Source organism: Solirubrum puertoriconensis (assembly GCF_001483135.1).
Lineage (GTDB): Bacteria > Bacteroidota > Bacteroidia > Cytophagales > Hymenobacteraceae > Solirubrum > Solirubrum puertoriconensis.
Map to the genome: position 1 here is coordinate 216,591 of NZ_LNAL01000003.1, position 26,236 is coordinate 242,826.

Annotated in this window: 20 protein-coding genes; 9 read left to right on the forward strand and 11 right to left on the reverse strand. The window is 61.5% G+C overall.

The annotated features are described in order from the left end of the window. Position 1: 1 nt before the first annotated feature. The 3 genes from ASU33_RS01380 to ASU33_RS01390 all read right to left on the reverse strand — a co-directional run bounded on the left by ASU33_RS01380 (position 2) and on the right by ASU33_RS01390 (position 3,654). Positions 2–691 carry an NAD-dependent epimerase/dehydratase family protein gene (locus ASU33_RS01380; RefSeq protein WP_059067398.1) on the reverse strand — a complete coding sequence of 230 codons (690 nt, stop codon included), beginning with the start codon at positions 689–691 and terminating at the stop codon, positions 2–4. A gap of 83 nt (positions 692–774) precedes the next feature. Further along, complete coding sequence (locus ASU33_RS01385) at positions 775–1,605, reverse strand: CvfB family protein (RefSeq protein WP_059067400.1); 831 nt, start codon at positions 1,603–1,605, stop codon at positions 775–777. A gap of 195 nt (positions 1,606–1,800) precedes the next feature. After that, positions 1,801–3,654 carry a BamA/TamA family outer membrane protein gene (locus ASU33_RS01390; protein WP_059067402.1) on the reverse strand — a complete coding sequence of 618 codons (1,854 nt, stop codon included), beginning with the start codon at positions 3,652–3,654 and terminating at the stop codon, positions 1,801–1,803. Positions 3,655–3,887: 233 nt separating this feature from the next. Between ASU33_RS01390 and ASU33_RS01395 the strand changes: the two genes are divergently transcribed. The 5 genes from ASU33_RS01395 to ASU33_RS01410 all read left to right on the forward strand — a co-directional run bounded on the left by ASU33_RS01395 (position 3,888) and on the right by ASU33_RS01410 (position 8,026). Next, positions 3,888–5,213 (forward strand): putative DNA modification/repair radical SAM protein, encoded by a 1,326-nt coding sequence (locus ASU33_RS01395; RefSeq protein WP_078062775.1) that lies wholly within the window; start codon positions 3,888–3,890, stop codon positions 5,211–5,213. Between the two features lie 36 nt (positions 5,214–5,249). Next, positions 5,250–5,423: a hypothetical protein gene (locus ASU33_RS21400; protein WP_160328109.1), complete on the forward strand. Its 174-nt coding sequence runs from the start codon at positions 5,250–5,252 to the stop codon at positions 5,421–5,423. A gap of 104 nt (positions 5,424–5,527) precedes the next feature. Next, positions 5,528–6,403 (forward strand): alpha/beta fold hydrolase, encoded by an 876-nt coding sequence (locus ASU33_RS01400; RefSeq protein WP_059067404.1) that lies wholly within the window; start codon positions 5,528–5,530, stop codon positions 6,401–6,403. Positions 6,404–6,539: 136 nt separating this feature from the next. Continuing rightward, positions 6,540–7,454, forward strand: coding sequence for a TIGR03915 family putative DNA repair protein (locus tag ASU33_RS01405; protein ID WP_078062776.1), 915 nt, complete (start codon positions 6,540–6,542; stop codon positions 7,452–7,454). 41 nt (positions 7,455–7,495) lie between these two features. Then, a complete protein-coding gene (locus ASU33_RS01410; protein ID WP_059067407.1) occupies positions 7,496–8,026 on the forward strand; it encodes a GreA/GreB family elongation factor in 531 nt (176 codons plus the stop codon). A gap of 130 nt (positions 8,027–8,156) precedes the next feature. Here the strand turns inward: ASU33_RS01410 and ASU33_RS01415 are convergent, their stop codons facing one another. After that, positions 8,157–8,750, reverse strand: a complete 594-nt coding sequence (locus ASU33_RS01415) for a DUF416 family protein (RefSeq protein WP_059067409.1) — start codon at positions 8,748–8,750, stop codon at positions 8,157–8,159. A 9-nt stretch (positions 8,751–8,759) separates the two neighbouring features. Then, complete coding sequence (locus ASU33_RS01420; protein WP_059067411.1) at positions 8,760–9,692, reverse strand: AraC family transcriptional regulator; 933 nt, start codon at positions 9,690–9,692, stop codon at positions 8,760–8,762. 256 nt (positions 9,693–9,948) lie between these two features. Between ASU33_RS01420 and ASU33_RS01425 the strand changes: the two genes are divergently transcribed. After that, positions 9,949–11,475, forward strand: coding sequence for an aldehyde dehydrogenase family protein (locus ASU33_RS01425; protein ID WP_059067413.1), 1,527 nt, complete (start codon positions 9,949–9,951; stop codon positions 11,473–11,475). A 297-nt stretch (positions 11,476–11,772) separates the two neighbouring features. Then, complete coding sequence (locus ASU33_RS01430; protein ID WP_059067415.1) at positions 11,773–12,183, forward strand: DUF779 domain-containing protein; 411 nt, start codon at positions 11,773–11,775, stop codon at positions 12,181–12,183. 325 nt (positions 12,184–12,508) lie between these two features. Here ASU33_RS01430 and ASU33_RS01435 read toward each other — a convergent pair whose 3' ends face one another. Then, the gene (locus ASU33_RS01435; protein ID WP_059067417.1) at positions 12,509–12,982 is read right to left on the reverse strand and encodes a YybH family protein; all 474 of its coding nucleotides are present in this window, start codon (positions 12,980–12,982) and stop codon (positions 12,509–12,511) included. 88 nt (positions 12,983–13,070) lie between these two features. Further along, positions 13,071–13,664: a YMGG-like glycine zipper-containing protein gene (locus tag ASU33_RS01440; RefSeq protein ID WP_059068291.1), complete on the reverse strand. Its 594-nt coding sequence runs from the start codon at positions 13,662–13,664 to the stop codon at positions 13,071–13,073. Between the two features lie 537 nt (positions 13,665–14,201). Between ASU33_RS01440 and ASU33_RS01445 the strand changes: the two genes are divergently transcribed. Together ASU33_RS01445 and ASU33_RS01450 are read left to right on the forward strand one after the other, a co-directional pair. Then, on the forward strand, positions 14,202–15,101 hold the full coding sequence (locus tag ASU33_RS01445; RefSeq protein WP_059067419.1) for a manganese catalase family protein: 900 nt from the start codon (positions 14,202–14,204) through the stop codon (positions 15,099–15,101). Positions 15,102–15,255: 154 nt separating this feature from the next. Further along, positions 15,256–15,723, forward strand: coding sequence for a hypothetical protein (locus tag ASU33_RS01450; protein ID WP_059067421.1), 468 nt, complete (start codon positions 15,256–15,258; stop codon positions 15,721–15,723). A 13-nt stretch (positions 15,724–15,736) separates the two neighbouring features. On the opposite strand, the gene pbpC is transcribed toward ASU33_RS01450, so the two are convergent. The 4 genes from pbpC to ASU33_RS01470 all read right to left on the reverse strand — a co-directional run bounded on the left by pbpC (position 15,737) and on the right by ASU33_RS01470 (position 26,175). Continuing rightward, on the reverse strand, positions 15,737–18,088 hold the full coding sequence (pbpC, locus tag ASU33_RS01455; protein WP_059067423.1) for a penicillin-binding protein 1C: 2,352 nt from the start codon (positions 18,086–18,088) through the stop codon (positions 15,737–15,739). 206 nt (positions 18,089–18,294) lie between these two features. After that, positions 18,295–19,173 carry a putative nucleotide-diphospho-sugar transferase gene (locus tag ASU33_RS01460; RefSeq protein ID WP_059067425.1) on the reverse strand — a complete coding sequence of 293 codons (879 nt, stop codon included), beginning with the start codon at positions 19,171–19,173 and terminating at the stop codon, positions 18,295–18,297. A gap of 365 nt (positions 19,174–19,538) precedes the next feature. Then, positions 19,539–20,291: a protease inhibitor I42 family protein gene (locus ASU33_RS01465; protein ID WP_160328110.1), complete on the reverse strand. Its 753-nt coding sequence runs from the start codon at positions 20,289–20,291 to the stop codon at positions 19,539–19,541. A 322-nt stretch (positions 20,292–20,613) separates the two neighbouring features. Next, positions 20,614–26,175, reverse strand: a complete 5,562-nt coding sequence (locus tag ASU33_RS01470) for an alpha-2-macroglobulin family protein (protein ID WP_059067429.1) — start codon at positions 26,173–26,175, stop codon at positions 20,614–20,616. Positions 26,176–26,236 lie beyond the last annotated feature (61 nt).

Genomic DNA, 26,236 nt, shown 5'->3' on the forward strand with positions numbered 1-26,236 from the left:
TCTAGGCTGTGGGCGATATGCCAGCTGTTATTTCATCGGAGAGGTACACGCGCACCCCGCCGCCCTCTTGGTAAGCGGCATTGAGCATGCCTTGCGCTACCGCTTGGGCCGCTATGCCACGGTAGCGCTTGAGCGGGCCAACCAGCAGCGGGTTGATGAGGCGCAGCAGCACAGTGCCAATTTGCTCGCCCAAGCGCTTCTCGGTCCGCTCGCCCAATAGCAACGAGGGCCGGAAAATATGAATGGCCCGAAACGGCGTTTGGCGCACGGCCGCTTCCATGTCGCCCTTAACGCGGTTGTAATAGAAAGTGGACGCGACATCGGCTCCCATAGCCGATACTACCATAAACTGCGCCGCGAAGTTGGAAGCCGTAAGCGCCGCCAGCTTCACCACGTACAGGTAATCGACTTTGTAAAACGCCTCTTTGGAGCCGGCTTGCCGCATGGTGGTGCCAAGGCAGCAAAACACGTCGTCGGCGATAAGCGAGAGGCGGTGGTCTTCGAGGCGGTCGAAATCGACCACGCGCTGATCGAGCTTGGGGTGTACGAGCTGCAGCGGGCGGCGGCTCAGCGAAATTACTTTGGAGTAGCGTCCGCTGTTTAGTAACAACGGCAGCAGGCAGCTGCCTACGAGGCCGCTGGCACCGGCTATGAGGGCTACTTTTTGGGGGGCCGACGAAGGAGGGGCCATGGCGCGTAGAGGAGCAGTGGGGAGTATAGTTCGGCGGTTTTCCCAACGGAGCCTGAGCCCGAAGGTTGCCTCCGTATCCGGGGTTACTCTTCCTCGATGAGGCGGGTGTGGTCGTCGGCGAGGTGTACGGCGCCGCGGCGGTACAAGGCACCTAAGGCTTTTTTAAACACTTTTTTGCTCATACCCAAGCGGCGGTAAATTTCTTCCGGGTCGCTGTGGTCGGTGATGGGCAAGGTGCCACCGGCTTTGCGCAGGGCCTGTACCAGGGTGTCGGCGGCGGCCAGGGCTTCATCGTAGCCTTGGCGCTGCAGGCTTACGTCTACCTTGCCATCGGGGCGCACTTGGCGCACGTAGCCGCGCAGCACATCGCCGATGCTCATGGGCCGAAACACCTCGTTGCGGAACAGCATGCCCTGGTAGCGGCTATCTACCACGGCGGCGTAGCCTAGGTCGCTTTCGCCGGCAATCAACAGCTGCACCTCCTGGCCGGGCTGCAATTGCGGCTCGCGGTCGGTAAACTTCTCCCACTTGGCGGTGGCCACAAGGCGGTCGGAAGCGTCGTCGACGTAAATGAAAACCACCACCCGGTCGCCAGTGCGCACGCGCTTGGGTTGGTTGCGCAAGGGCAGGAGCAGGTCCTTCATCAGGCCCCAATCCAGAAACGCGCCCATGCCGGTTACGTCCTTTACGGTAAGCGCGGCAAAATCGCCCACCCGCGCCAGGGGCTGCTCGGTAGTAGCCACAAGGCGGTCTTCGGAGTCGCGGTACACGAACACGCGCAGCATGTCGCCGATTTGCACGCCGGTCGGCACGTAGCGGTCGGGCAGCAAAATGTCGCCGTCGTCGGAAGTGAGGTACACCCCAAATTCGACAAAGCGGGCTACTTCCAGTTCGTTGTAATCACCTAAGTTCATGGGCGGGCAGTAAGCAAGTCGGGAGGGCCATGGCTACTGAGCCCTGCTCAATGCCATACGCACGGGTACAAAGGTGGGGTTTTTAGGACTGATCGTGGCGCCCGGTGGTTGGGCGGGGCTTGCGCCTAGGTGCAGCCACGCAAAATAACGGCGGTAGCTAGCGTATTCTGCGTCGATCACGCATCGGCCCAGCCCTTACTGAAACTGATCGTAGCGCACGATGCTGGGCTGGCCGAAGCTAAAGTCGCTGAAGGTGTAGTAATTGCGCGTGGTCTGAAAAATGCGGGAGCCAGTGCCGTCGCCAAAGCCGCGCGGATAAAAGCCGAAGTACAGCTGAATGGTATTTACGGCGAGGTATTCGTTGCGGAAGCGCAGGCCAAAGCCGAAGCCCGTGTACGGTTTGTCGCGGAACGGTGAGGTGCGGCCATTGGTGCTCAGCCAGGCCGCATCAACAAAGGCAATACCGGCCAAGCGGAAGCCCAAAAAGGACACCGGCGTAAATACGTTGGCCTCGTAGTTGACGACAAAGCGCGAACGGCCGCGTAGCTGCTGCTCGGAGCGAAATCCGCGCAGCCCGCGCTGCTCCTCAATGTTCAGCGGCAGGTCGTCGGGCAAGCGGTTGATGCCGATGAGCGTGCGGTTCCAGAAGAAGTGGCGCCACTGCCAGTTGCCCGTGTGGTAGAGGCGCGTAAAGGCCAATACCTCACCGGTAAATGCGCCCTGCTCCCAGCGGCCGTTGCGCATAAAGCGGCCGTACTCGCCGCTCATGTACAGGTAGCCCCGGAGCGGGCTGAAGCCTGCCAAACCCAGGCGCGTACCAACGTAGGGGCGGTTGCCGTTTTCGTTGAAATCGTAGCCGCCCGTGAGGGTGAGCAGGCTGCCGGTAGGTACATCTTCGGTACGGCCAAAACCGAAGAGGTAACGGTCTTTGTAATAACGCCGCACGCTGTAGCCCACGCTCATCAGCCCTAAGGTGCTGTTGCCGTACGTGGCATTGGGCTTGCGGGCATAATCGGTGCGCACCAAGCGGCCGGCCACAATTATGCGGGCCGGGTTTTCGTACCCTAGGTCGTAGGAGCGCGGTTGGTAGGCACGGCCCAGCCAGGCATCAACCACGGTAAAATCGAGCGGGCTAAAGCTGGGTTCCTGGCCCGGCTCGGGGTTGCCTTGCTGTATGCCGTAGTGGTACTGCGCAGCACCTAGGGAGTAGGCGTAGCGCGTGTTTACGGCCACAAACCCGCGCGAAAGCGAGGCCATTTTCTCGTCAATCTGGTACTGATTGCGGTAGCGTGCCTGCGCCAGCAAGTAGTTGCGCAGCGGCACGGTGTAGCTGCCCTCGTACGACCAGCCCTGCGGATCGGGCCGGCCGTAGCTAAACCGGTTCCGAAAGTCGTGCCCGCGCGCCACAAAGTTTTTGTCGCGCAGGGTAAGCACGCCCGCGCCCACGTCGCGAATCTGTAAGCCCGCGCTGGTGCTGAACACGTCTTTGGTGATGACCTTGATATCGACGCTGTCGCGCGTGGAGGTACGCTCGTTTACTACCACGCGCGCATCCAGGATAAAGTTGGTTTGGCGCAGCAGGCGTTCGGTTTCGGCCAGCGCCTGCGGCTGCAGCTCCTGCCCCGGCCGAAACAGCAGCAGCTTGCGCACTTTGCGCCGCGCCGTTACGATGTGCAGCGCGTTGCCACCCTTCTCCAGAAAGTTGCGCGGCACGCGGGTGGTATCGTTGATGTTGAAGCCGAACGCGTCGAGCGTTTGCACCTCCACGCGCCGCACAATCTTGTAGTTGTGGCGGTCGTACTGGCGGTCGAGCAGGGTGGCATCGAGGCCGGCTTGCTCCTCGCTGCGCTCCGTGAAGTTGAACAGCGCCGAAGCTGCCCGGCTAATCAAGGTTTTGCGCCGCACATAGTTGCGCAGCCCGCTCAGGATACGGTGCTCATCGAGGCGCTTACGCACCGTGTCGGTAGGCTGGGCAATGGGCTGGCGCCGCGCGGTATCGGCGGGGCTGGTGGCAGGCACCTGCTGGGCAATAGCCGAGCTGGCTGGCATGCAGCAATGCAGCAGCAACAGGAGGAACAGTAAGCTAAAGCGCGGCAATAGGCTGAACACGGTAGAGCAGGCCCGCGCCACCGGCGCGGGGTTGCTGCCGAAGATACGAAAGCATAAGCGCGCCGTTGAACTCGGGAACTAATTCTAAAAAAATTAGTCGGGCTTTTTGACGGAACATTGTTGCGTAATCAGCGGTTTTTCTATTTGTTTACACCCCGAAAGCTACCCTTTTGATGAACGAGCGGATTCAGGAAAAGCTAAGTATTTTGGCAGATGCCGCGAAGTACGATGCATCGTGCTCGAGCAGCGGTGGCAAGCGCAAAAACGAGAACCGTGGCCTAGGCAACGCCGAGGGCATGGGCATTTGCCACTCCTACACTGAAGATGGCCGCTGCGTATCGCTGCTGAAGATTCTGCTCACCAACCACTGCATTTTCGACTGCGCCTACTGCGTGTCGCGCAAGAGCAACGACGTGAAGCGCGCCGCCTTTACGGTAGAGGAAGTGGTTGACCTGACCATGAATTTCTACCGCCGCAACTACATCGAGGGCTTGTTCCTAAGCTCGGGCATCTTTTCTTCGCCTGACTACACCATGGAGCGCCTCGTGCGCATCTGCAAGAAGCTGCGCCTCGAGCAAAAGTTCAACGGCTACATCCACCTGAAAACCATTCCGGGCGCCTCGGAAGAGCTGATTCAGGAAGCCGGCCTGTACGCCGACCGCCTCAGCGTGAACATTGAGCTGCCCTCGGAGCTGAGCCTGAAAACCCTCGCGCCCGAGAAGAACTACGAGGAGATTCTGACGCCTATGAGTCAGATTCAGACCAAAGTGGCCGAAAACCGCGAGGAGCGCGAGCTGTTCCGGAAAGTGCCACAGTTTGCTCCCGCCGGCCAAACCACGCAGCTGGTAGTGGGCGCTTCGCCCGAAACCGACCACCAAATCATCAAGCTTGCCGATGGCCTCTACAAAGGCTACGGGCTGAAGCGCGTGTACTACTCGGGCTACGTGCCCGTGAGCGGCGACGACCGCCTGCCGCAAGTGGTGCAGCCCCCGCTGATGCGCGAGCACCGCTTGTACCAGAGCGACTGGCTGATGCGCTTCTACGGCTTCGATGCCGATGAAATCCTCGACCCGCAGCACCCGCACCTCGATCTGGAAATCGACCCGAAGCTGGCGTGGGCGCTGCGCAACCGCCACGTGTTTCCGGTGGATGTAAACACCGCCGATTACGAGCTTATCCTGCGCGTGCCCGGCGTGGGCATGAAGTCGGCGAAGCGCATTGTGGCCGCCCGCCGTTTTGCCCCGCTCACGCTCGACCACCTGCACAAGTTTGGCGTGGTGCTGCGCCGGGCCCGCTACTTCATCACGTGCCGCGGCATGGCCCTTGAAAAGCGCGACTACGACGAGCAGACCGTGCGCCGCAAGATTTTGTACGGCGACGGGCAAACCCGCTCGGCTTTGGTAAAGCGCCAGCTCGATCTGTTTGCCCCCGAGCCCACCATCATCGCGCCGCCCGATTTGGTGTCGCCTCAACTCGATTTGTTTCGCCAGGCCGGTTAAGGCTTAGGCATTCGACTTCTTCCTCTCCACACCACCATGACCATTTCGCACCGCGATTCCGCCACCGAGCAAGCTGCGGATCAATCCCAAAAAGTTACCCGCATGGCTTGTTGCTGCAAGTTGTCGGATCTGTTGCCGATTGTGCGGCAGCAGCTGCTTGCCAAGCGCGACGCCGCCCAAGGCGTACGCCCCGAGGCCGAAGCTGCCTAGGTGGTGCAGCGCCCTAGGTGCCGCAGGTTGCCCATGTTAACGGCAACCTGCGGCACCTAGGGGCAGCGTCACAACTTCTTGCTGCCGGTAGGGTATATGGGGGCATGGCCTACGAACTCGAGCACCATTACCTGGAGACTAACGGCATCAGGCTGCACGTGGTGCAGTGCGGCCCTCAAAACGCTCCGTTGGTGGTTCTGCTGCACGGTTTTCCGGAATTTTGGTACGGCTGGCACCGCCAACTACAAGCCCTGGCCGAAGCCGGTTACCGCGTATGGGCGCCCGATCAGCGCGGATACAACCTCTCGGACAAACCGCCGCGCGTTGCCGACTATGCATTGCCGAAGCTCGTGGATGACGTGCTGGGGCTAATCGATGCCGCCGGGCAACGCAAAGCGTACTTAGTGGGGCACGATTGGGGCGGCATTGTGGCTTGGCATCTAGCCATGAACCACCCCGAGCGGCTGCATCGCGTAGCTATCCTGAATGTGCCGCACCCGGCCGTGTTTGGGCGCACGTTGCGGAGCAGTACCCGGCAATTGCGCAAAAGTTGGTACGTGTTCTTCTTTCAGCTGCCGTGGCTGCCCGAAACCTTGACCAGCCTAGGTAACTACTGGGCAGGCTGGCAAACCCTGCTGAGCAGCAGCCGGCGCGGCACCTTTTCGTCTGCCGATTTGCGAGAGTATCGCGCGGCTTGGGCCAAACCCGGTGCCATGCGCAGCATGATCAACTGGTACCGCGCCGCTGTACGCTTTGGCCGACGCGGCATGAAGCCGGGCCGCATAGCCGTACCGCTGCACATTTTGTGGGGTAAGCGCGATGCGTTTTTGCGAGCCGATATGGCGCAGCAAAGCCTTGCCTACTGCGACGACGGCTGGCTCACGTACTTCGACAAAGCCACGCACTGGCTGCAGCACGAAGAACCCCAACGCGTAACGGAGTTGCTGCTGAGCTTTTTTCGGGAGCATGCAACCGAGTAACTGTTCTCGAAAGGGTAGCGTGCCTAGGTTGTGCAGGCGGCGCGGACCCCCATCAACCACCCCAGCCGCGGCTGCGCCGCGGCGTCCGCTCCTCCTATGAGGAGGGGAGCTGTTTGTTCTGTTTCTGCATCCTCTGATGAAACCGCCCCGCCGCACCAACTTACCTGCCAAAGCCAACGCTGCTGCGGGCATGCGCCGTGCCACGGCCCTGCCGCCCAGCTTCGATGGCACTGCCCGCTTCACCTACGACGGCTCCTTCGATGGTTTGCTGTGCGTGTTGCTGGCGTGTTGGGAAAGCCGGCGGTGGCCCGAGGCTATTCAGAGCGAAGACGTGGCGCAAGGCGGGCTGTTCAGCGAAACCCAGTTTGTGCCTACCGACGAGGCCCGCGCCCGGCGCGTGTGGGAGGGCATGCTGAAATACATGCCCGGCGAGGCACGTACCAACCTCTACAAAGCTTTTTTGTCGGAAAGCCCCGAGCGCGAGCTGCTGATTTTCCGCTACGTGCAACTGGCCATTGAGGCCGGCGGGCAGGACATCAGCGAGAACTTCGGCAACGATACGGTGCGGGCCATTGCCGATATCACGAAGCAGATGTTTCGCGAAAAGCACCGCATGGAGGCGTTTGTGCGCTTCGAGAAAACGCACGACGGGCTGTTTCACGCCACCATCGAGCCCGACTACGACGTGCTGCCGCTTATTGCCGAGCACTTCACCAAGCGCTACGCCGATCAGCGCTGGCTGATTTTCGACCGCCGACGCCGCTACGGACTGTACTACGACCTCGAGCGCACCGACATCGTGAGCTTTGATGCCGAAGCCGGGCAGGCGGGCAGTAAATCGGCCGTATCGGCTGCTGTGCTCGACGAGCGGGAGCCGCTGTTTCAGTCGCTGTGGCAAACCTACTTCGACCACGTGAACATACCCGAGCGGCGCAACATTAAGCTGCACCGCCGCCACATGCCCAAGCGTTACTGGAAATACCTCACCGAAAAGCAACCGCGCGAGCGGCACTTCCGGCCCATCGACAACAAGCAGCGGCCGCAACAATAGCGCTTTGCAACCTGCGCTTTGGCGCTGCGTTCAGCAGCAGCATGAGCCGAGGTTTTGTAAAAGAAGACGACTCGCAGCAGCCGCCCATTGTGCCGCCCCGCGCCGCGCTGCCGCCCAACACACCCAACTACGTTACCCCACGTGGCCTCGAACTGCTGCGCCAAGAGCTGGCCGAGCTGGAAGCCGAGCGCGGGCAGGCCGAAACCAACCGCGACAACGACACCGACCGCACCCGCCAGCTAAGCCTCATCAACGGCAAGCTGAGCCTGCTAGCTGCGCGCATTGCCTCGGCCAAAGTAATAGACCCGCGCCAGCAGCCCGCCGAAGAAGTACGTTTTGGCGCCACGGTTACGCTGGTTACACGCAGCGGCGGCAAGCCCAGTACCGAGCGGCGCTTTACCATTGTAGGCGTTGACGAAGCCTCCATCGCCGAAGGCAAAATAGCTTTTGTGGCGCCCATTGCCCGCGCGGTGCAAGGTGCCCGCCTAGGTCAGCAAGTAACGCTGCACCTAGGGCCCAAACCCGAAGTGGTGGAGGTAACGAGTATCAGCTATGAAGGCGGCGCTAGCTGAGCATGCGTTACCCAATGTAGCGTGGGCTTCAGCCCGCGTTTGTCAGAACGTAATAGTTGCGCCGGTTCAGTACCAGTCGTGCACGCAAACGCGGGCTGAAGCCCACGCTACTGTAGCGCTACAGCAGCAGTTAGGCCGATACCCGCGCCAGATCGATGATGCTGCCGCTGCCATTTAGTCGGCGCAGCTGATGAATGCTCGTCGCGTCGAACTCGTGGATGCTGAGCAGGGCTTCGGTGAGGCGGTGCTGCCGAGCTACTTCGGCCTGTAGGTAGGTGTTGGCGGCCACGGCAGCCTCAAAGTCGCGGCGGTTGGGGTCGAGGTCTTGGTGCTCTTGCGCAAAAGCATCAACGCTATCGGTAGCGGCCGTGGCGCAGTGCAGAATGTGGCTTTCCTGCTTGTCGATGAGAAAGCGCAGGGCTTCTTCCAGCGCTATGCACGCATCGAGGGCAAAAGGCGTCAGGCTACTGGCAAAATCCGACAGCGCGGGCGTAACAAAGGCAAGCTTTTCGAGCAAGGAGGCAGCTTCTTGGCTATGAAAAACACCTAGGCCCGAGTTGTAGAGCAGTTCAATGCCCCGCTCGTACACGGCCGGGCTGCCCCACTTAGCAGCTTCGCAAAACGCCTCGTACTGCGGGTACAGCCGCTCGCAGACCAGCCCCGCAAACACTACTTTTTGGTTGTCGGATAAGCTGATGATCTGCGCGTGGATGTGTTCGGCCATGCTGCAAAGCTAGCCCACAAGGCACTGCTTCTTGTACAGCCCCGGCGTAAGGCCTTCGTATTTGCGGAAAAGTTTCTGGAAATACGCCGGGTTGTTGAAGCCGGTGCGGTAGCACACCTCGGCCACGGTGCTCAGCGGATGGCGCAGCAGGCGCTTGGCCTCTTTCAGCCGCTCCTGAATAATGTACTCGACGGGCGTAAGGCCAAACTCGCGCTTGAACAACCGGAAGAACGTGGCCTTGCTCATGCAGGCTAGCTCGCTCAGCTTTTCCACCGGCAAGGGCTCGGCCAGGTTGCGCTTGATGTACTGCACCACGTGCGCAAAGCGGTGGGTGGTAAGGTGCTGGGCGTAGTTGTCGAAAATGAGCTTGCGGGCTTGCGTTTGCATCAGGCGCACCAGCAGCTCTTGCAGGGTGAAATTGGCCAGCACATCCTTCGCGGCCGTGGTTTCTTGCGACACCCGAATGATGCGCTCCAAGGTGCCGGTAAGCTCGGGGGTGTTGTGCAGGTGGGCGTAGTCTTGGTCGTGCTGCAGCTGCCAGGGCGTGTGCTCCTCCACGCGCGGGTACCGCTCGTTCAGCAAATCCACGGTGCCGCGAATGGTTTCGGCCGGAATGGCAACGGCTAGGCACTGCGTGGGCGAGGCTTCGTTGGCTTCCGGAAAATCAATTTCCATGGTTTGCTGCTCGCCCACCACCACCGATTCGCCGGGTAGGTAATCGAAAGCCGGGCGGCCGGGCAGGTGCATTACTTTTTTGCCGCGCAGCATGGTAGTGAGCACCAAGGCGCCTAGGTTGAGCGGCACGCGGTGGGCCTGCTGGTGCGTCTCGAAGATGTTCAGCTCGAAGGCATTAAGCGAGTACACCGTGCGGTTCTCTACCAGTGTGGAGAGGTCGGCGGGGCGGTGCAGCGCGACGGACGAGGGCAGCAGGGGTCGGCTCATGGGAAAACTACATCGGGCGGCGGAGCGAGTAGCACCTAGGAAGAAACGAATGCGCAGTGCAGCGTAGCATAAGGCAGCTGAAAACAACCAGCTTACACCTGCAAAGTTGCCGAGCTGCCCTAGGTGCTGAGTGCCCACCCGGGCGGTTAGGCAACATGCGACGATAGCACGCTTACATGAGAGAATATTACAGCTTTTTGGGCAAGAAAGGAATGACCTTGGGCTACCACTAACCCAAACCCTAATTCCCATCCGCATGGAAACGCTCGAAAGAACCACCACCCTCGTCGACCGCCCCAAGTTCAAAGACCACTACGACAACTTTATTGGCGGCAAGTGGGTGGCCCCGGTGAAAGGCCAGTACTTCGACAACCTGTCGCCCATCGATGGCAAGGCGTTCTGCAAAGTGGCCCGCTCCACCAAAGAGGACATCGAGTTGGCCTTGGATGCTGCCCACGAAGCATTTAAAACCTGGAAAAGCGCCTCAGCTACCACGCGCAGCAACATTCTGCTGAAGATTGCCGACGCCATGGAGCAGAACCTCGACCACTTGGCCGCCGTGGAAACCGTGGAAAACGGCAAGCCCATTCGCGAAACCCTGAACGCTGACCTGCCCCTGGCCATCGACCACTTCCGCTACTTCGCCGGCGTAATTCGGGCCGAAGAAGGCTCCGTGGCCGAGCTCGATGCCACCACTATTTCGCTGAACGTGCACGAGCCCATTGGCGTGGTGGGCCAAATCATTCCCTGGAACTTCCCGCTGCTGATGGCTACCTGGAAGCTGGCCCCAGCCCTGGCTGCCGGCTGTTGCGTGGTCATCAAACCCGCCGAGCAAACCCCCGCCAGCATTATGGTGCTGATGGAGCTGATTCAGGACATCGTGCCGGCTGGCGTAATCAACGTGGTGAATGGCTTTGGCCTCGAGGCCGGCAAGCCGCTGGCTACCTCGCCGCGCATTGCCAAGGTGGCCTTTACGGGCGAAACCACTACGGGCCGGTTGATTATGCAGTACGCTGCCGAAAACATCATCCCCGTAACGCTGGAGCTGGGCGGCAAGTCGCCGAACATCTTCTTCAAATCGGTGATGGATGCCGACGACGACTTCCTCGACAAGTGCATTGAGGGCGCCGTGATGTTTGCCCTGAACCAGGGCGAGGTGTGCACCTGCCCCTCGCGCATGCTGGTGCACGAGGACATCTACGACGAGTTCATCGAGCGCGTAATTGCCCGCGTAAAGGCCATTAAGCTGGGCAACCCGCTCGACAAAGACACCATGATGGGCGCCCAGGCCTCGAACGACCAGTTCGAGAAGATCCTGAGCTACCTGGAAATCGGTAAGTCGGAAGGGGCCGAGGTGCTGGTGGGCGGCGATGCGTACTCGCAGGACGACCCCGCCTTGGCCGAGGGCTACTACATCCAACCCACGCTGTTCCGCGGCCACAACAAGATGCGCATCTTCCAGGAAGAAATCTTCGGGCCGGTAGTGTCAGTAACTACTTTCAAAACCACCGAAGAAGCCATTGCCCTTGCCAACGACACGCTCTACGGCCTAGGTGCCGGCGTCTGGACGCGCGACGCCCACGAGCTGTACCAAGTGCCGCGCGCCATTGAGGCCGGCCGCGTGTGGGTAAACTGCTACCACCACTACCCGGCCCATGCCCCGTTTGGTGGTTACCATAAGTCGGGTTTTGGCCGCGAGAATCACAAAATGATGCTCAACCACTACCGCCAAAACAAGAATATGCTCATCAGCTACAGCCAGCAGAAACTGGGCTTTTTCTAGTAGCTAGTCGTTATTGGCGCCGCCGCTGAACAGGGCCAGCGGCGGCGCACCAACGCAGCGTGTGGGGCGCTGCACTGCACTGCCAAGCCTGGGTGTGCGGGTGCTGCCGGCACTTGGCGCCCAGGCTTGGCAACAGCCGCAAGGCTGCAAGCCCCGCCGCCAAACTGCGTTGCCGCCGCAGGCCGCGTATGTCGCCATTGTAAGCGGCAGCGCGGCCTGTTGCGTTGGTGGCAGGCACACTGCCCTAGGTGCCACTTCCGCAGTATTTATTCAACACCCTTCAACTCCCACCCAACCATGAGCAATCCAACGCCCCGCGTGCTGGTAACAGCCGCGGCCGAAGCCACCATCGATGTACTCCGCGACGAGCACGGCCCGCTGATGTTTCACCAGAGCGGCGGTTGCTGCGATGGGTCGTCGCCGATGTGCTTTCCGGCGGGCGAATTCCGCGTGAGCACCAACGATGTGTGGCTGGGCAACATCCACGGCTGCGACTTTTTCATGAGCGCCGCGCAATTTGAGTACTGGAAGCACACTCAACTGACGGTGGATGTAACCAAAGGCCGCGGCGCCAGCTTTTCGCTCGAAATTCCCCTAGGTGTGCGCTTTCTTATCAGGTCGCGCATGTTCACGAAGGAAGAGGAGGAAAACCTCACGCCGATTTATGACGGCGAGGAGTACTTAACCCGGCCCAATGCTGTGGGGTAGCTCTTGGGCTTGTTTCGATTTCGGCCACCTAAGGGCGTCATGCTGAGCCCTGCCGAAGCATCTCTACCGCTTCAGTGGCGCAGTGTAGCGCGGACTTTGGCTACGCCGACCTGTGGTTGTAGTCCGCGTCCACGGATAGTAACTTCTTCTCGCACAAGGTCACTAGCCAACATCAGCGGGAGAGATACTTGGCTACGCCGACCTACGGTTCGGCAAGCTCAGCATGACGTTCGGAGTTGGAGTGTGCTCTTTTCCTAGGTGCTAAAACAACCGCAGCCCCGGCAGAAGCTCTGCCGGGGCTGCGGTGTGTTGAGGGAGTAAACGTTTAGCGCGTACGAGCTCGTACGGGCAGGCCTTCTAGCTGCGCGTAGCTCAGCTTCCAAACGCCTTTAGGGTTCTTCTTCCAGATCAGCGTGAAGTTGCCGGCGCCTTCGCCCATGGGTAAGGCCGGGTTGGCGGGCAGCACATCTACCGAAAAGGTACCAGCCTCGTAGGCGAGCTGCGTGTCGGCGCCGGTGCTAACCGGGGAGAGGCGCAGGTTGGCAATGGTGCCCATGGTTTCGCGTACCCAGCGGTTCGATACCTCGGAGCGGCCTTGGTAGTGGGCTTCGCCTTGGATGTAGTGCACATCGTCGGCAAACAGGGTGTCCAGCTGAATGGCGTTCTTGCTGTTCCAGGCACCAACAAACTGTTGGTTAAGCGTCTGCACGTTTACGGCTTCTTCTTTTTTCTCGGTTTTGGTGCAAGAGGCAGAGGCAAGGGCTGCGCCAACGAGCACCATGCAAAGGAGGGGCTTCATAAACCTAGGGTTTTGGGGAACGTGGGAAAGTAATTCGCCGACTTCGGCACGGGGCTGAAGTCGGCGAAACTTATCAGAAAGCGCGGACTTACCAGCTCTTTCTACGGTATTCCGAAGTCGGGTACTCCGTAGAACGGTCACCATACGACTCGTTGGGCAAATAAGCTGCACTCATGGCCATCGGGGCACCAGCAGCGGCACCGGTGTAGAGCATGGCCGGGGCCCCGGCAGCGGCAAAGCCGTTAGCCATAGCAGGGTATTGCTGGGCTTGGGGCATCTGCGGCACTTGCTGTTGAGCCAGCGCAGCTTTTTTCTCGGCAGCTTCGGCGCGGCGGGCCAGGGCGTTGCGCTCGGCGCGGGCAGCAGCAGCTTGGCGCTCGGCACGAGCCGCACGGTTAGCTGCAGCTACGCGGGCAGCCTCAGCGGCTTCGGCCTTGCGCTTGTTTTGCACGTTGCGGCCGATCATGTAGCCAGTACCGGCACCGGCGGCGGCACCTACTGCACCACCTACCACGCGGTTGCGCTTATGAATGATAGCACCGGCAGCTGCGCCGCCTAGGCCACCAATTACGGCGCCCTTAGCTTGGGGGCTCCACGGTTTGCGTTCTTGAGCCTGGGCTTCGCCTGCGAAAAGCGCGGTTACCAACAGCACCAGGGACATGATATAGCTCAGGGTTTTCATGGCTTCGTAAAGTTTAGTGGATTGCTTTACAACTACATCCGTCGTTTGCAAGCACCGTGCCATAACGCAAATTATACTCTGCAGGTTAAGCCCGGGCTTGGCGGTTGGTGTCTCAGCTGCGACAACCAACCCAACGAGCGGCAAGGCTAGGTGGCGTTTCCAAGTAGCCCGTCGTTGTTGCGGAGGTATTTCCGAAAACCGTGCCAATTCTGACGAAGCACTCCACAACCAACTGCCCAAACCTAGGCAGGGCCGCTGAGCGAGTAGCCGCCTTAATTACACGCAAGAAGCAACTAGCACACGCTGCTGCGTCCACAACCTCAACATTCAGTAGTTACAGAAATGTAACCGTAGTAATACCTAAGGCTCGGTTTGTAACTGATTGTGGATCAACGGGTACATGTGCAGTTGATACCTAGCAGCTGAACCATATCGAAGAAACCTCGGCCTTAACGACCAAGCGGATATGGGGGTATGGTTTTGCTACGCCCCTGCATAAAAGGGCAACCCTTACCACTACCAAAACCCTACACCCTTATGTTTTACCACGATAGAGAGCTGCAGTACAAAGTGCGCGTTGATAAGCCCAACCCTGTGTTTGCCCGCATGCTGCAGCAGGCCATTGGCGGCATCGAAGGCGAAATTCGTGTGTGTTTGCAGTACCTGTTTCAGGGCTGGGGCTCGCGCGGACCGCAGAAATACCGCAACATGCTGCTCGAAACCGGCACCGAGGAAATTGCCCACATCGAGATGTTGGCCACGGCCGTTGCCCTCAACCTCGAAGGCGCCCCAATGAGCGTGCAGGATGAATTTGCCAAGGATAAAATGGTGGGTGCGGTGTTGGGTGGCATAGACCCGCGCCACGTGCTGTCGTCGGGCTTGGCAGCAATGGCCGTCGATGCCAACGGTGTACCCTTCAACGGCTCGTGGGTGGTGGGCAGCGGCAACCTCGCCGCCGATATGCACGCCAACGTAATGGCCGAAGCGACCGGCCGTGTGCTGGCTACGCGCCTGTGGGAAGCTACCGACGACCCTGGCATGAAGGACATGCTAGCGTTTTTGATTGCCCGCGACACCATGCACCAAAACCAATGGCTGGCCGTGCTCGAAGAGATTGGCGGGCTTGCCGGTGCGCATCCTATCCCCAACAGCTTTCCCCAGAGCGAGGAAAACCAGAACTTCAATTACTCATTCGTGAGCACCTACATCGGCAACGATACTACCGAAGGCGGGCGCTGGACGTCGGGCCCTTCCATCGATGGCAAAGGAGAGTTCCGCGTCGAGAAAGCACAACCCCTAGGTGGCATACCGCAATTGGCGCCACCCGAGCCGCGAGGCCACGCGCAAACCGAACAAATGACCGCCACAGATGCCATGCTGGGAACCGTAGCCGACAAGGTGAAGGGCACACTAAGCGGCAGCGGCAAAGGCGGCTGACGCCGATAGGCCTGCACGTAGCTGCCACCCCACGCGAAAAGCCCCGCCGCGGTACCAACTGATACCGCGGCGGGGCTTTTCGCGTGGGGCACTTACACGTCGTAACTCAAGCTGAACAGTCACGTAAAAGAAAGGGCCCGAATTCCGCCCGTGCATGCTGCTCGCTTCGCCTACACCTCTTGTCGACATTTCTTACCGGCCCGATCTGCACATTGTGGTGGTGCGCTGGCTGAGTGTAACCACCGACGACGAAACCCGACAGGTATACCGTTGCCTGGGGCAATTGCCCGAGCTGCAGTGCCGGTTTTGGCTACTCGATGCGCGCCGGCGGCCCAGCTCGAGCCCGGCCGTAACCAACTGGATTTTTGAGGTGCTGGCCCCGCAACTGGCGCAGCGCCTTGGTGGCCCCATCTACCTGAGCTACCTCATTTCGCCCAGCCACTTGGCCGCCGCCGAAAGCTTTCAGGAGGAAAGCGGTGCTACCCTAGGTTCGCGGATGCCGTACCGCCTTAATTACGCCAGCCAAGAGGGCGACGCTACCGATTGGCTGCTGCAAGCTCAGCGTACCGAGGCCGCCGGAGCTGCCCAAGCCATTACCGACCCACTGCCGGCTATCAGCTAACCCTAGGTGCAGTTTAGAGCCGCTCCACCAGCACCTGCACATCGGTGTTGCGGCCGTGGTCGTCGGCGCACGAAATTTTGAGCACCCCGCTGCCGGGCCGTATGAACACGGCCTCGGTAGGCGCGGCGGCCCGCACAAACTGGTCGTTGGCGTACCAGTACACCTGGCGCACATCGTTGGCGGCGGCGCAGCGCAGTTGCAGCTGTTGCGAGTCGCGGCCATCGAGCACGTACTCGGCGTTGGGCGTGGGCGAGAGGATGCGCGGCGCCTGCTGCGGGTCGTCGTCGGAGCGCACGAGCGTGCAAGCGGGGTTGTGCGGCGGCCGAATGGCGTGCGGCAGGCCGTTGGCGGCTTTAAATGCCAGCACTTCGGGCGTGAAGTTGGGGTACAGCTCGCGGCGGTAGCCAACGGCGGGCAAACAGGCGCGGCAATAGCTTACATCGGCCGTCGGCGATACAAACACTTCTTGCTGATGCTCGCAGCGGCGCGTATCCGATACGCCGGGCAGGTAGTAATCCATTACCTGGTTGGGGCAATGCGTGCCCGGCACTTGGCCCGTAACCGAGCACACCAGCCGGAAATCGAGCCCGGCGGGCGGTACAAACCACTCGCCGCCGTCGTTGTAGCTAATGGCGTTGAACAAGTCGAAGAGCAGGGGCGTGGCCACATCGGTGCCGGTAAGGGCTGGGGCACCCTGCCCGGCAAAGTTGCCCACCCACACGCCAATGGTATAGTGGCGGTTGTAGCCAATGCTCCAGGCGTCGCGGCGGCCGTAGCTGGTGCCGGTTTTCCAGGCGATGCGCGGCAGGCGAAGCGAGTTTTCGTAGCCCACCGGCAAATCGGGTCGCACCAACTGCGACAGGATATCGGTAACGAGGTAGGCTGAGGCTTCCGACACCAACTGCGTTGGGCGAGCAGCGGGAGCGTCGGCGGTAAAGCGCAGGGGCGCATAAGCGCCTTTGTTCGCCAGCGCAGTATATAAGCCCACCAGTTCTTCGAGCGAAGCGCCGCAGCCACCCAAAATGGTGCTCAGCCCCAGCTGCGGGGCTTGCCGCGCTACTGTTCGGAACCCAGCCCGGCGCAGCTGCTGCGTAAAAGTGCCCACGCCTACTTGCTGCAGCACGTGCACGGCCGGGATGTTGAGCGAGTGCCCTAGGGCGCGCTCCAGCGTAACCTCGCCGTTGCAGCGCTTATCAAAGTTTTCGGGCCGGAAGCCGCTGAAGTTGGTGGGCACATCGGGCAGCACGCGCTTGGGCGTAACGTGCCCTAGGTCGGCAGCCACGGCGTAGAGGAAGGGCTTGAGCGTGCTGCCCGGCGAGCGTACCGCCCGAATGCCATCAACCTGCCCCTGGCCGAGTACATCGCCGAAATCGGCCGAGCCCACGTAGGCCTCCACGGTGCGGGTGCGGTTGTTTACCACCAGCACGGCCGCTTGCGTAATACCTAGCGGAGCGAGGCGGCGTACGTAGTGGCGTGTCAGCTCCTCGGCTTTGGCTTGTTTGGCCCGCACCAGCGTGGCTTGCAGGCCGGCTTTGGAGCCCGCAAAAGTGCCCGCCTTCTGTAGCTCGGCCTGCACCAACCGCCGCGAAAGGTGCGGAGCCAGCCGCGGCGCTGGTCGGCGCTGCGCCAGCAAGGGCTCCTGCAAGGCATTTGCTACATCCTTGGCCGGGAAGACACCTGCGGTACCTAGGCGGCGCAGCCACCGGTTGCGGGCCTGCAGCAGCCGGGCGTTGTGCCGGCCTGGCGCCAACCCCGTGGGGTTGTTGGGTACGATGGTCAGCGTTACGGTTTGCGCCAGCGAGAGGTAATGCGGGGGCTGCCCGTAGTACAGCAGCGCTGCCGATTTTACACCCTCCACGTTGGAGCCGTAGGGCACCAGGTTGAGGTACAGCTGCAGGATTTCATCTTTGGAATAGTGCACCTCCAGCTGCAATGCGCGCAGCATTTCGAACAGCTTGTTGCCCAAGGTGCGCTCCTTTGGCTCGAGCATGCGCGCTACCTGCATGGTAATGGTGCTGGCACCGGTGCGGTGCCCATCACCCAAGGCGTTGCGCCAGGCCGCTTGTACTAGGGCTACGGGGTTGATGCCCGGGTGATAGTAAAACCACTGGTCCTCTTTGGCAACAATGGCCTTGCGCAGGGTGGGCGTTATGTCGCGCAACTCGGCGGCCATGCGCCACTTTTGGTCGGGCGATAAGTAAGCGTGCAGCACCGAGCCATCGGCAGCCATTACCACGGGTGAGTAGGGCGGTGGAGGAGGCAGCGGAAATAGCCAGTTCAGCCCTAGGGCTACCGCCAGTGTACCCGACAGCACTAGCAGCGGCCAGCGCAAGCGGCGCAACACGGGAGCAAGTGGGCGTGGCATCAGAATGTGAAGGCGAAGCAGGTCTGACTTGCAGAATGTAGCGCGGGCTTGGCTACGCCGACCTTTGGTTTGGTCCGCGTTTGCCAGCACGACTGGTTCTGCGTGGAACTGCGCTGACGATTACGTTCAGTTAAACGCGGGCTAAACCAAAGGTCGGCGTAGCCAAGCCCGCGCTACCGCAAGGTCAGTAAGTTAACTGGCCTAGGCTACACCTCAAACGCAGGCATGCGCCACCGCCGGCCGGTAAGCTTGCGCAGGGTGCGCTGCCAACCGGCAAGGTTGCGGTAGGCCAGCTCGGCGCGGTGTACCTCGGGCAGGCCTAGGGCATCGAGACGGCGCAGCAGCTCCTCGTGGCTGGCGCTTTGATAACGTGCAAACAGCGCCGCCAGGGTGGGGCGCACCGCTTTCAGGTTCCAGTAATGCACCACGTAAGGCTTAGCCTCTTGCACGGGACCATCCACGGCAAAGCGCATGCTGAAGGCCAACTGCTCCATCATGTGCTTGTGGTAAGTGGCATAGAGCTGTTCGGCCAGCTGCATTACATCGCGCAGCAGGGCCGCCTCGTGGCTACGAAAACCGATAACGCCTGAGTTGAACAGGAGCGTAGCGGGCGTTACCTGCACCTGATAGGCGCCAATTCGGAAGGTGTGGCCCTTCAAGTGGCGGTACACTTTGCGGCTGAGCGTGTTGCCGGTAGCCAGCAGGCCTTCGTTGTCGTGCATAAAGCGCGTGCCCTGGCCAATTTGCTCGAAAATGGGCGTAGGGTCGCGCTGCCAAATGGTGTCGGTGTCAACGAACAGCAGGTTGCCGGGGTAGTGCGCGGCGGCGTGTTCGAGCACGCCAATCTTCAGTAGGTATACCATGTTGGCACTGCCCCGCCAGGCCTGCCATTCGGCCTCCGTTACGCTGGGGTACAGCACATCGGGCCGCTCGCCCAGTACTTGCCGGAAAGCGTCGGGCGCATCGGTATAAATGAGTACCTGAGCCGGCAGCACCGGCGCCGCGCGGAAATAAGAAAGCAGGCTGTACAAGGCTTCGCTGCGCAGCTCGGCCGGGCCGTGGGCCAGGTAAATCAAGTAGTTCATCGGCGGCAAAGATAGGCGCCTAGGTGTGGTACCGAACGCTTGCTGAACCCGCTAAAGGTGGCCGCTGTGGAAGGCTGCGTAGCACTATGCGGCTACTCTGGCGCGAGTCTTAGCGCGTTAGCGCGCGACTCGTGCCGCCGCATGGAGGGGAGTCTCCAGACTCCCGTCACGAGAACAGCACTTAGGGAACGACTTGCTGGCGGAAGCAGCTTAGCTTCCCCGACCCCAACGGCACCTAGGGCACCGTACAACGCCCGTGAGTCTGGAGACTCCCACCCATGCGCCGGCACGAGTCGCGCGCTAACGCGCTAAGACTCGCGCCAGCGTTGGTACCAGCATTTTGCGTCCTGCGCCACCAATAAGCCTTACGGTACCGTTACATCCAGCACAAAGTCGCGCTTGGGCGGGGTGTCGTTGTTGGTGCCGTCGCGGTACAGAAAGCGGATGGTGGTTTGGCCGGGGTTGAGCGCCTGAAAATTGAAGGTGATATCCTGCGGAGTGCCGGGCTTCGGCTTTTTCTTCGATTTTTTTTGCTCCTGCTCGGTTTGGGTGTTTACCAGCTTCACTATCTCGTTGGCTATCGGCATTACCTCCCACCGGAAAGCGGAACCGGCAGTGGTGCCTAGCTTGATGCTAAGCTGGTCGCCTTTGTTCACGGTTACGCGGCTGCGGTTGCCGTACTCCGTGATGTTGACGTTTTTAGCCACACCGGGCTGGTTGATGGTGAGGTACACGTGGAAGTAGCTGCCCACCGGCGAGTAGCCCGTGCCCGGCAGCGCCGCCACCAGTACCAGATCGAGCCCACCCGAGCCGATGGTTTGGAAGTGCATTTCGTGGGTGGCTGGTGCACCGGGTACGCCACTGCTCACGCCGGGCAAAGTTTGGTTGCTTACTAGCGTGAGCTGGCCCGGGTAGTTCTGCACCAAGCGCCAGCCATAGCGCGGGGCCGCCGTGGGCAAGCGCACAATCAGCCGGTCGCCCACGGTTAGCTGCACTTCCTTGCCGTTTTCGGCGGCCGTGATGGTGGTAATGGCGCCTTGCGCCTGCGCACCTAGGGTGCAAAGCAGCAGGCCGAACACAAGAACAAATCGAGCGAAAACGATGGAGCAACGAGGCATAGCTAAGGGGCTGGAGTGCGCAGGTTGTACGCGCATGCCACCGCGCAAGCTATGGTTGAGGTAAGGCTATATGCCTCTCCATCGAGTTGTGCAGGATGCGTCAGGAAATGAAAAGCAATGCTAAGGTTAGGGCTAGTTCCCCTCCTCAGATGAGGAGGGGCTAGGGGTGGTTGAAGAACTAGAACTAGAACTAGAACTAGAGGCTAGATCTAGTAACTGTTCAACGAGTCGTCAACCACCCCTGGCCCCTCCTCATCTGAGGAGGGGAACTAGCTTGTAGCCTTAGCTTCAGCAGAGTTCAGCACCGTGATGATTTAGGGGCCTATCTCACCCTTACCACGCCAGGGCCTGCGTACGAGTGGTATTCGGCGTTGTACATGGCATCGGCGCTAACCGGACCTAGCTTGAACGTGCCCTTCGACACAGCCCGCGCCAGGTAGTAGAACGACTTGGGCTGCGGGGTAGCGGTGGTGAACAGGTTGATGCGGTCGTCGCGCACGTCGAGGTAGTCGGGGGTGGCGGTGTCGGTGGCCCAGGTAAGCTCGCGCACGGCGCCGATGCGCGGGTTCTCGATTTCGAGGCCGGCGGGCAGCAGGTCGGTAATGGCTACGTTGGGCACTTCGCCGGCGTAGTCGGCAGCTTGCAGCGTGATTTTGACAACTACCAGGTCGTTCTGCCGGAACTCGGCCCGACCTAGGGGCTGGCCGGTGCGGTCGAGGAACTGGCGGCGCACCTGCAGGTACTGGTCTTCTTCGCGCACCTGGCCAGTGGGCGAAATGCCTTCCAGCGTCCAGAAGTAGTACAAGGGCCCGGTGCCGGCCGTTTGCAGGCTGAGTCGGCGGTTGGCTACGTTGTTCACGGTCAGGTTTTGCGGGCCTTTGTATTGGCCCAGCACCTTGCCACCCGTTTCGGCGAGGGTGGCCGTTACGGTGCTGTTCTTGTTCTGATGGGCCACCTTACCCAAGGCCAGCAGCGCAAACGCGCGCTCCTGGGTGCTCAGCCAACCTGCCCCTTTCACCAGGCGCGACAGTTGCCGGGCCATGCTCGTTACAAGCGGGTTTTCGGGGTCGGCTTCGATGAGGGTGTTCAGCGCCAGCCCTAGGTCGCGCACGGGCGAGTAGAACGAGCCATCGAGGGCGCGGCGGGCGGCGGGTTCCGAAAAGGAGCGGGGCAGCAGGTCGCGGAAGCCTTGCGTTTGGCCCGACAGCGCGCTGGTGCTGGCCAGCACAAAGCGCGAGTCCTGCGCGAGCAGGCGCTGGTTGGCGCGGTAGTAGTTCAGCGCTACCGGGTCGGGCTTGCCGGCCAAGGCCAGCACGTAGAGCGAGTAGGCAATTTCCTTTTTGGCAATGGTCTTCTCGCGGGCTACGTTGTTGGCGTCGAGGTACTGGTAGGGCTCGGTTTCGCGCTTTTTGGTGCGGTACTGCAGGTAGCGCAGTGTTTTGTCCAGAATGCCTTGGTTCACGGCGAAGCCGGCGCGCTTGGCTTCGAGCAGGAAATGCGCGGCGTAGGCCGTGGTCCACCAGTTGTCGTAGTCGCCGCCGGGCCAGTAGCTCAACGATCCGTTGTGGAGCTGCTGCGCCTCAATCTTGCGAATGGCCTCCTGCACGTGGTAGTTGGGGTTGTAGCGCTGCGCCTTGCCCGCCTGACCTAGGGCCGCGGCCAAATCGGGGTAGTACAGCTGCGGGAAAGCGGCAGATACCGTTTGCTCCAGGCAGCCGTAGGGGTACTGCAGCAGGTAGCGCAGGTCTTTGCTGAACTCCGTCATGGGCGAGCGGCTCAGTACCAGCTGGCTGCGCTGCGACGTCGGCAGGAAATCGGTGCGCAAATCCAGCGGCTGCATTTTGCCGCCCTGCACCACGCCCGATCCGGTACGCATCTGCAACGGCGAAGCGGGACGAACGGGTAGCTCGATGGTTTCGGTGGAAGTTTGCTTCGTGGAGTTGTTGTAGAAGCTTACATCAACCTTGGTATTTCCAATAGGTCCTTTTGCGAAGATTCGGAACACAACCCGACCTTCGGCCCCGGCCCGTAAGCTGACTACTTTGGCGTCGGTGAAGGGAGTAGTCTTGTCAGATACGTCTCCATTATGCACCACCTCTAAAGGGCCACTCAAGCTCAAATCCTTGGAGGAAGACCCAGCTACCTCAAGTAAAATGCTGGCCGTGCCGTCCATAGCCTTTCCCGTCGTATTCGTCAGCGTTACCGGCACATCAATCGTGTCGCCGGGGCTGAGGAAGCGGGGTAGGGCGGTGCTGATAACCACCGGGTCGGCTACGCGCATGGTGTGCTCGGCCGAGCCGAACGCGTCGCCTTTGTAGGCCACGGCCATCAGCCGCAGCGCCCCGCTAAACTGCGGCACGCGCACCCGCACCTGCACGCGGCCGTTGGCATCGGCGCGCTTCACGCCGCTCCAGCGGGCTACCAGCTGCACGCGCCGCGAGGGCACGGGCGTGGTGCGGCGCGCCAGGTCATATCCGTCGCCGCCGGTGCTGCTGGTGCCTAGCTCGGGCAGCAGGAAGGGGTACACATCGTGGGCCGATACTTCGAGGGCGCGCTTCTGGTAGAAGTAGCCGAAGGGGTCGGGCGTGCGGTAGTTCTTCATCTGCAAAATGCCCTCGTCTACCACGGCCAGCGTTACGGCTGCGTTGGGCTTGGTTTGCACCTCCACCGTTTGCCAGGTTTGGGAACGGCTTTGCGCCACGGCCTTGATGGCTACAGGCAGGCGCGAATCGGGCTTCTCCACCGTCAGGGGCACAAAGCCGCGGGCAACGGTCAGCGGAATTTTGGAATCGGCCGAAATAGGCCGAATGGCCGTGGCCGTAACGTACACGTTGGGCACGTGGCCGGCGCGGATGGGCACCGTTACGCGCGCCGATTTCTCGTCGGTATCCACGTAAAAATGCTCCAGCACGCGGTTGCGCTCCACCGTCACGAGCACGCGGCCAGCAAAGGGCGTTTTGAGCAGCAGCGTGGCTTTGTCGCCGGGCTGGTACTTGGGCTTGTCGGCCTCAATCTGCACCTGCCCCTCGTTGCTCACCTCGAAGGCGTTGCTCTGCGTGTCGCCGTAGCCGTAGGCGTAGAAGCGGCTGGCCACGTAGGTAGCGGCGCCGGGCCGCGACACGCGCACCTCGTACTGGCCCGAGTAGGTAGGCGTGAAGTTCAGCACCGCCGCGGGGCCGGCCTGAATGGCTTGGCTGAGCACCGTTTGCTCGCGGCGCTGCGAGTTGTAGGTGTAGCGGCCGCCCTGGCGTTCCAACACGGTTTCCCAGAGCATGCGCACCACGCGCACCTCGCCGCGGGCCTGGGTGGGCTGGCCCTGCGGCGTAAGCGCCACTACCCGAATGGGCACGGCTTGCCGGGTGCTCAGCAGCTCGGGCAGCTGCTGCAACCCAAACATCACGGCCTGGGTGCGCACCTCGAAGGTGGCAAGGCGGTTTACGGGCCGGCCGGTTTCGTCGAACACCGTGGCAAAGGCAGTACCCTCGAGCGTGCCTAGGTCGCGGTACTCGGGCACCTGGTACTCGGCCGTGCCGCGGCCCTGCTCGTTGGTGCGGCCTTCGCGCACGGCTTTCTCAAACCGCTCGTTCAGCGCCGACGCCGACTCCGGCTCTTCGCCGCCGTACTGGTTGCGCCGCTCCACGCCGCTCCGAATGCTGAAGTTGTAATCGGCGTATTCTTTGGGCGCGAAGGCCTTTTGCTTCAGCGAAAACTCTACCTCAAACTTGCGGTCGGTAGCGGGCGGGCCGAACAGGTTCTGGGCCAGCACTGCGGCGCGCACGGTTTGGCCGGGCTGCACCACCTTGGGCGCGGCCGTTACGGTTACTTTCAGGCGGTCGGGGATAAACTCCTCCACGCTGATTTTGCGCGAGGTCAGCAGCACGTCGTTGCCGGTGAGTACCTCTAGCGTGTAGAGGCCCGTCATCACCGAAGGAGGCACGATGAACTGCGCCTCAAACGAGCCGTCGCCGGGGCTCAGGGTGCGGCGGTAGCTGGCGTACTCCTTGCCAGTGGGCAGCAGCAGTCTGATTTTCATGGGCACGGCGCCGGGCACGCGCCAGTCGTCGGTGCGCACCACTGTGTTGGTGCGGATGGTGTCGCCGGGGCGGTACAGGTCACGGTCGCCGTATAGGAAAGCCTGGAACCGAGCCGCGTTGCTTTGCAGGCCGCCTACGTCGTAGCGCGAGGTTTCGACGCGGGCGCGCTCCAGCTGCAGAAAGGTGAAATCCTGACCGCTTTGCACCATCACCATATCCAGCCGGAAGCGGCTGTTGGCGGTGCTGTCGCTCTGCCCCAGCATGGCCACGCCGTTGCTGTTGGTCTGGCCCGTGAACATGGTTTGGTTGTTCTGGCTGATGAAGCGCACCGAAGCGCCGCCCACCGGCCTGGCCGTGCGCAGCGAATTCACGAACACCATGGCGCCGCCGGTGGCGTGGCGCTTCACTACCACCCCTAGGTCCGACACGGCCACCAGCTTCGATACTTGCAGCCACTGCCGCTCGGTATCCTGCACGCGCACCACGTACAGGCCTTTCATTTGGTTGCCGAATTCCAGCTCGTCGAGCGAGAGGTGCAGCAGGCGCAGCGAGCCAGCTTTGGGCAGGGCGCTGGTGCTGTAGGTGCGCTCCGTGAGCAGGTTGCCGAAGTCCTCGGTGTTGTAGTACGTGTAGCTGCGGTCTATCCACTCGCCGTTTTCGTCTTGGGTTTCTTCGCCTTCCTCGCCGGCGTCGTAGCCGTACTGCTCGCCCGAGCGCAGCAGCTCCCGGATGTTGTTGGCGTACACCTTGTAGATGCTCACCTTCACGCGCTCCACCTCATTCAGGCGCAGCCCTAGGTTGCGCAAGCCCTGCGCGCCCAGGTACATGGCCTTTTCGCCGTTGGCAAAGCTGATGCTCGGCCGCTCGTCGCCGAACGACACGGCCTGGCTGAACGGCTCGGCCAAATGTCCACCTAGGGTGCCGTAAGCCCCGGACCCTACGCTCACGGTGTAGGTTTTGCCTACCTCGAAGCCGCCGCGCAGCACAAAGCCGCTTTCCAGCGCCTCCACGCCGAAGGCTACTGCCGGCTGCACGCGTACCACCGCCTGCGCCTGCTCAGCCGAAATAGGTTGGTCGGTAAGCACCGTCACCACCGGTTCGCCGTTGAGCAAGGAGCCCGTTAGCTCGCGCACCTGCAGCTGCTGCGGATCGGGCACGGTGCCCGAGGCATCGAGGGCGCGGCTGGTGCCTTTGCCGCCGCCCACGGGCTTCAGGCCAGGTTCCACGTGGAGCTGAACAGTACTGCCCGGCGCTACCGTTTGCGTGGGCCGAATGCCCACCACGCGGTCGGGCTCAGCCGATACTACCTCGAAGGGCACCTGCTGGCCGGCCACCGTCAGGCGCAGGTGCTGGCGCAGGTCGGCGGGGCGCACGGCGTAGTTGAACACCGCGTTCAGGCGCACGGCCGGCTCGCTGCTGTTGGGCGAGGCTGTCCAGAACACCTGCGGCTCGCTCATCTGCAGGTAAGGCGTATGGAACTGCGTGCGGCTCAGCTTCGGCGGCTTCTGCTGCTTGCCGCTGGGCAGGGCCTGCGGCCGCAACTCAGCCCGAAAAGCCGTGCTCGGCCGGAACGGCTCGGCCGGCGAAAACACCAGCTCCCGCTCCGAGGTCCACTTAAACTTACCCCGTACCGCCGGCTCGAAGCGCACTACCTGCGTGGTGTCCCAGCGGTTTAGCTGGGTTTCCTTCGCAACTGGCTCATCGAAGCTGAACACCAGGTTTTCGTATGGGTCGATTTCATCGCCATCAGCGGAGGCAGTGTTATCGGTATTCTCGCCGGGTTTAGAGCACGCGCATAGCAATGCCAGCAGCACCAGCAGCGGCAGGCGGAGCAGTCGGGGGGTAGTCATCGGAAGGATAGAGGGGAGGGTAGCGGCGGGCGAAAGGTATAGAAAAACGCTAATGGAATGG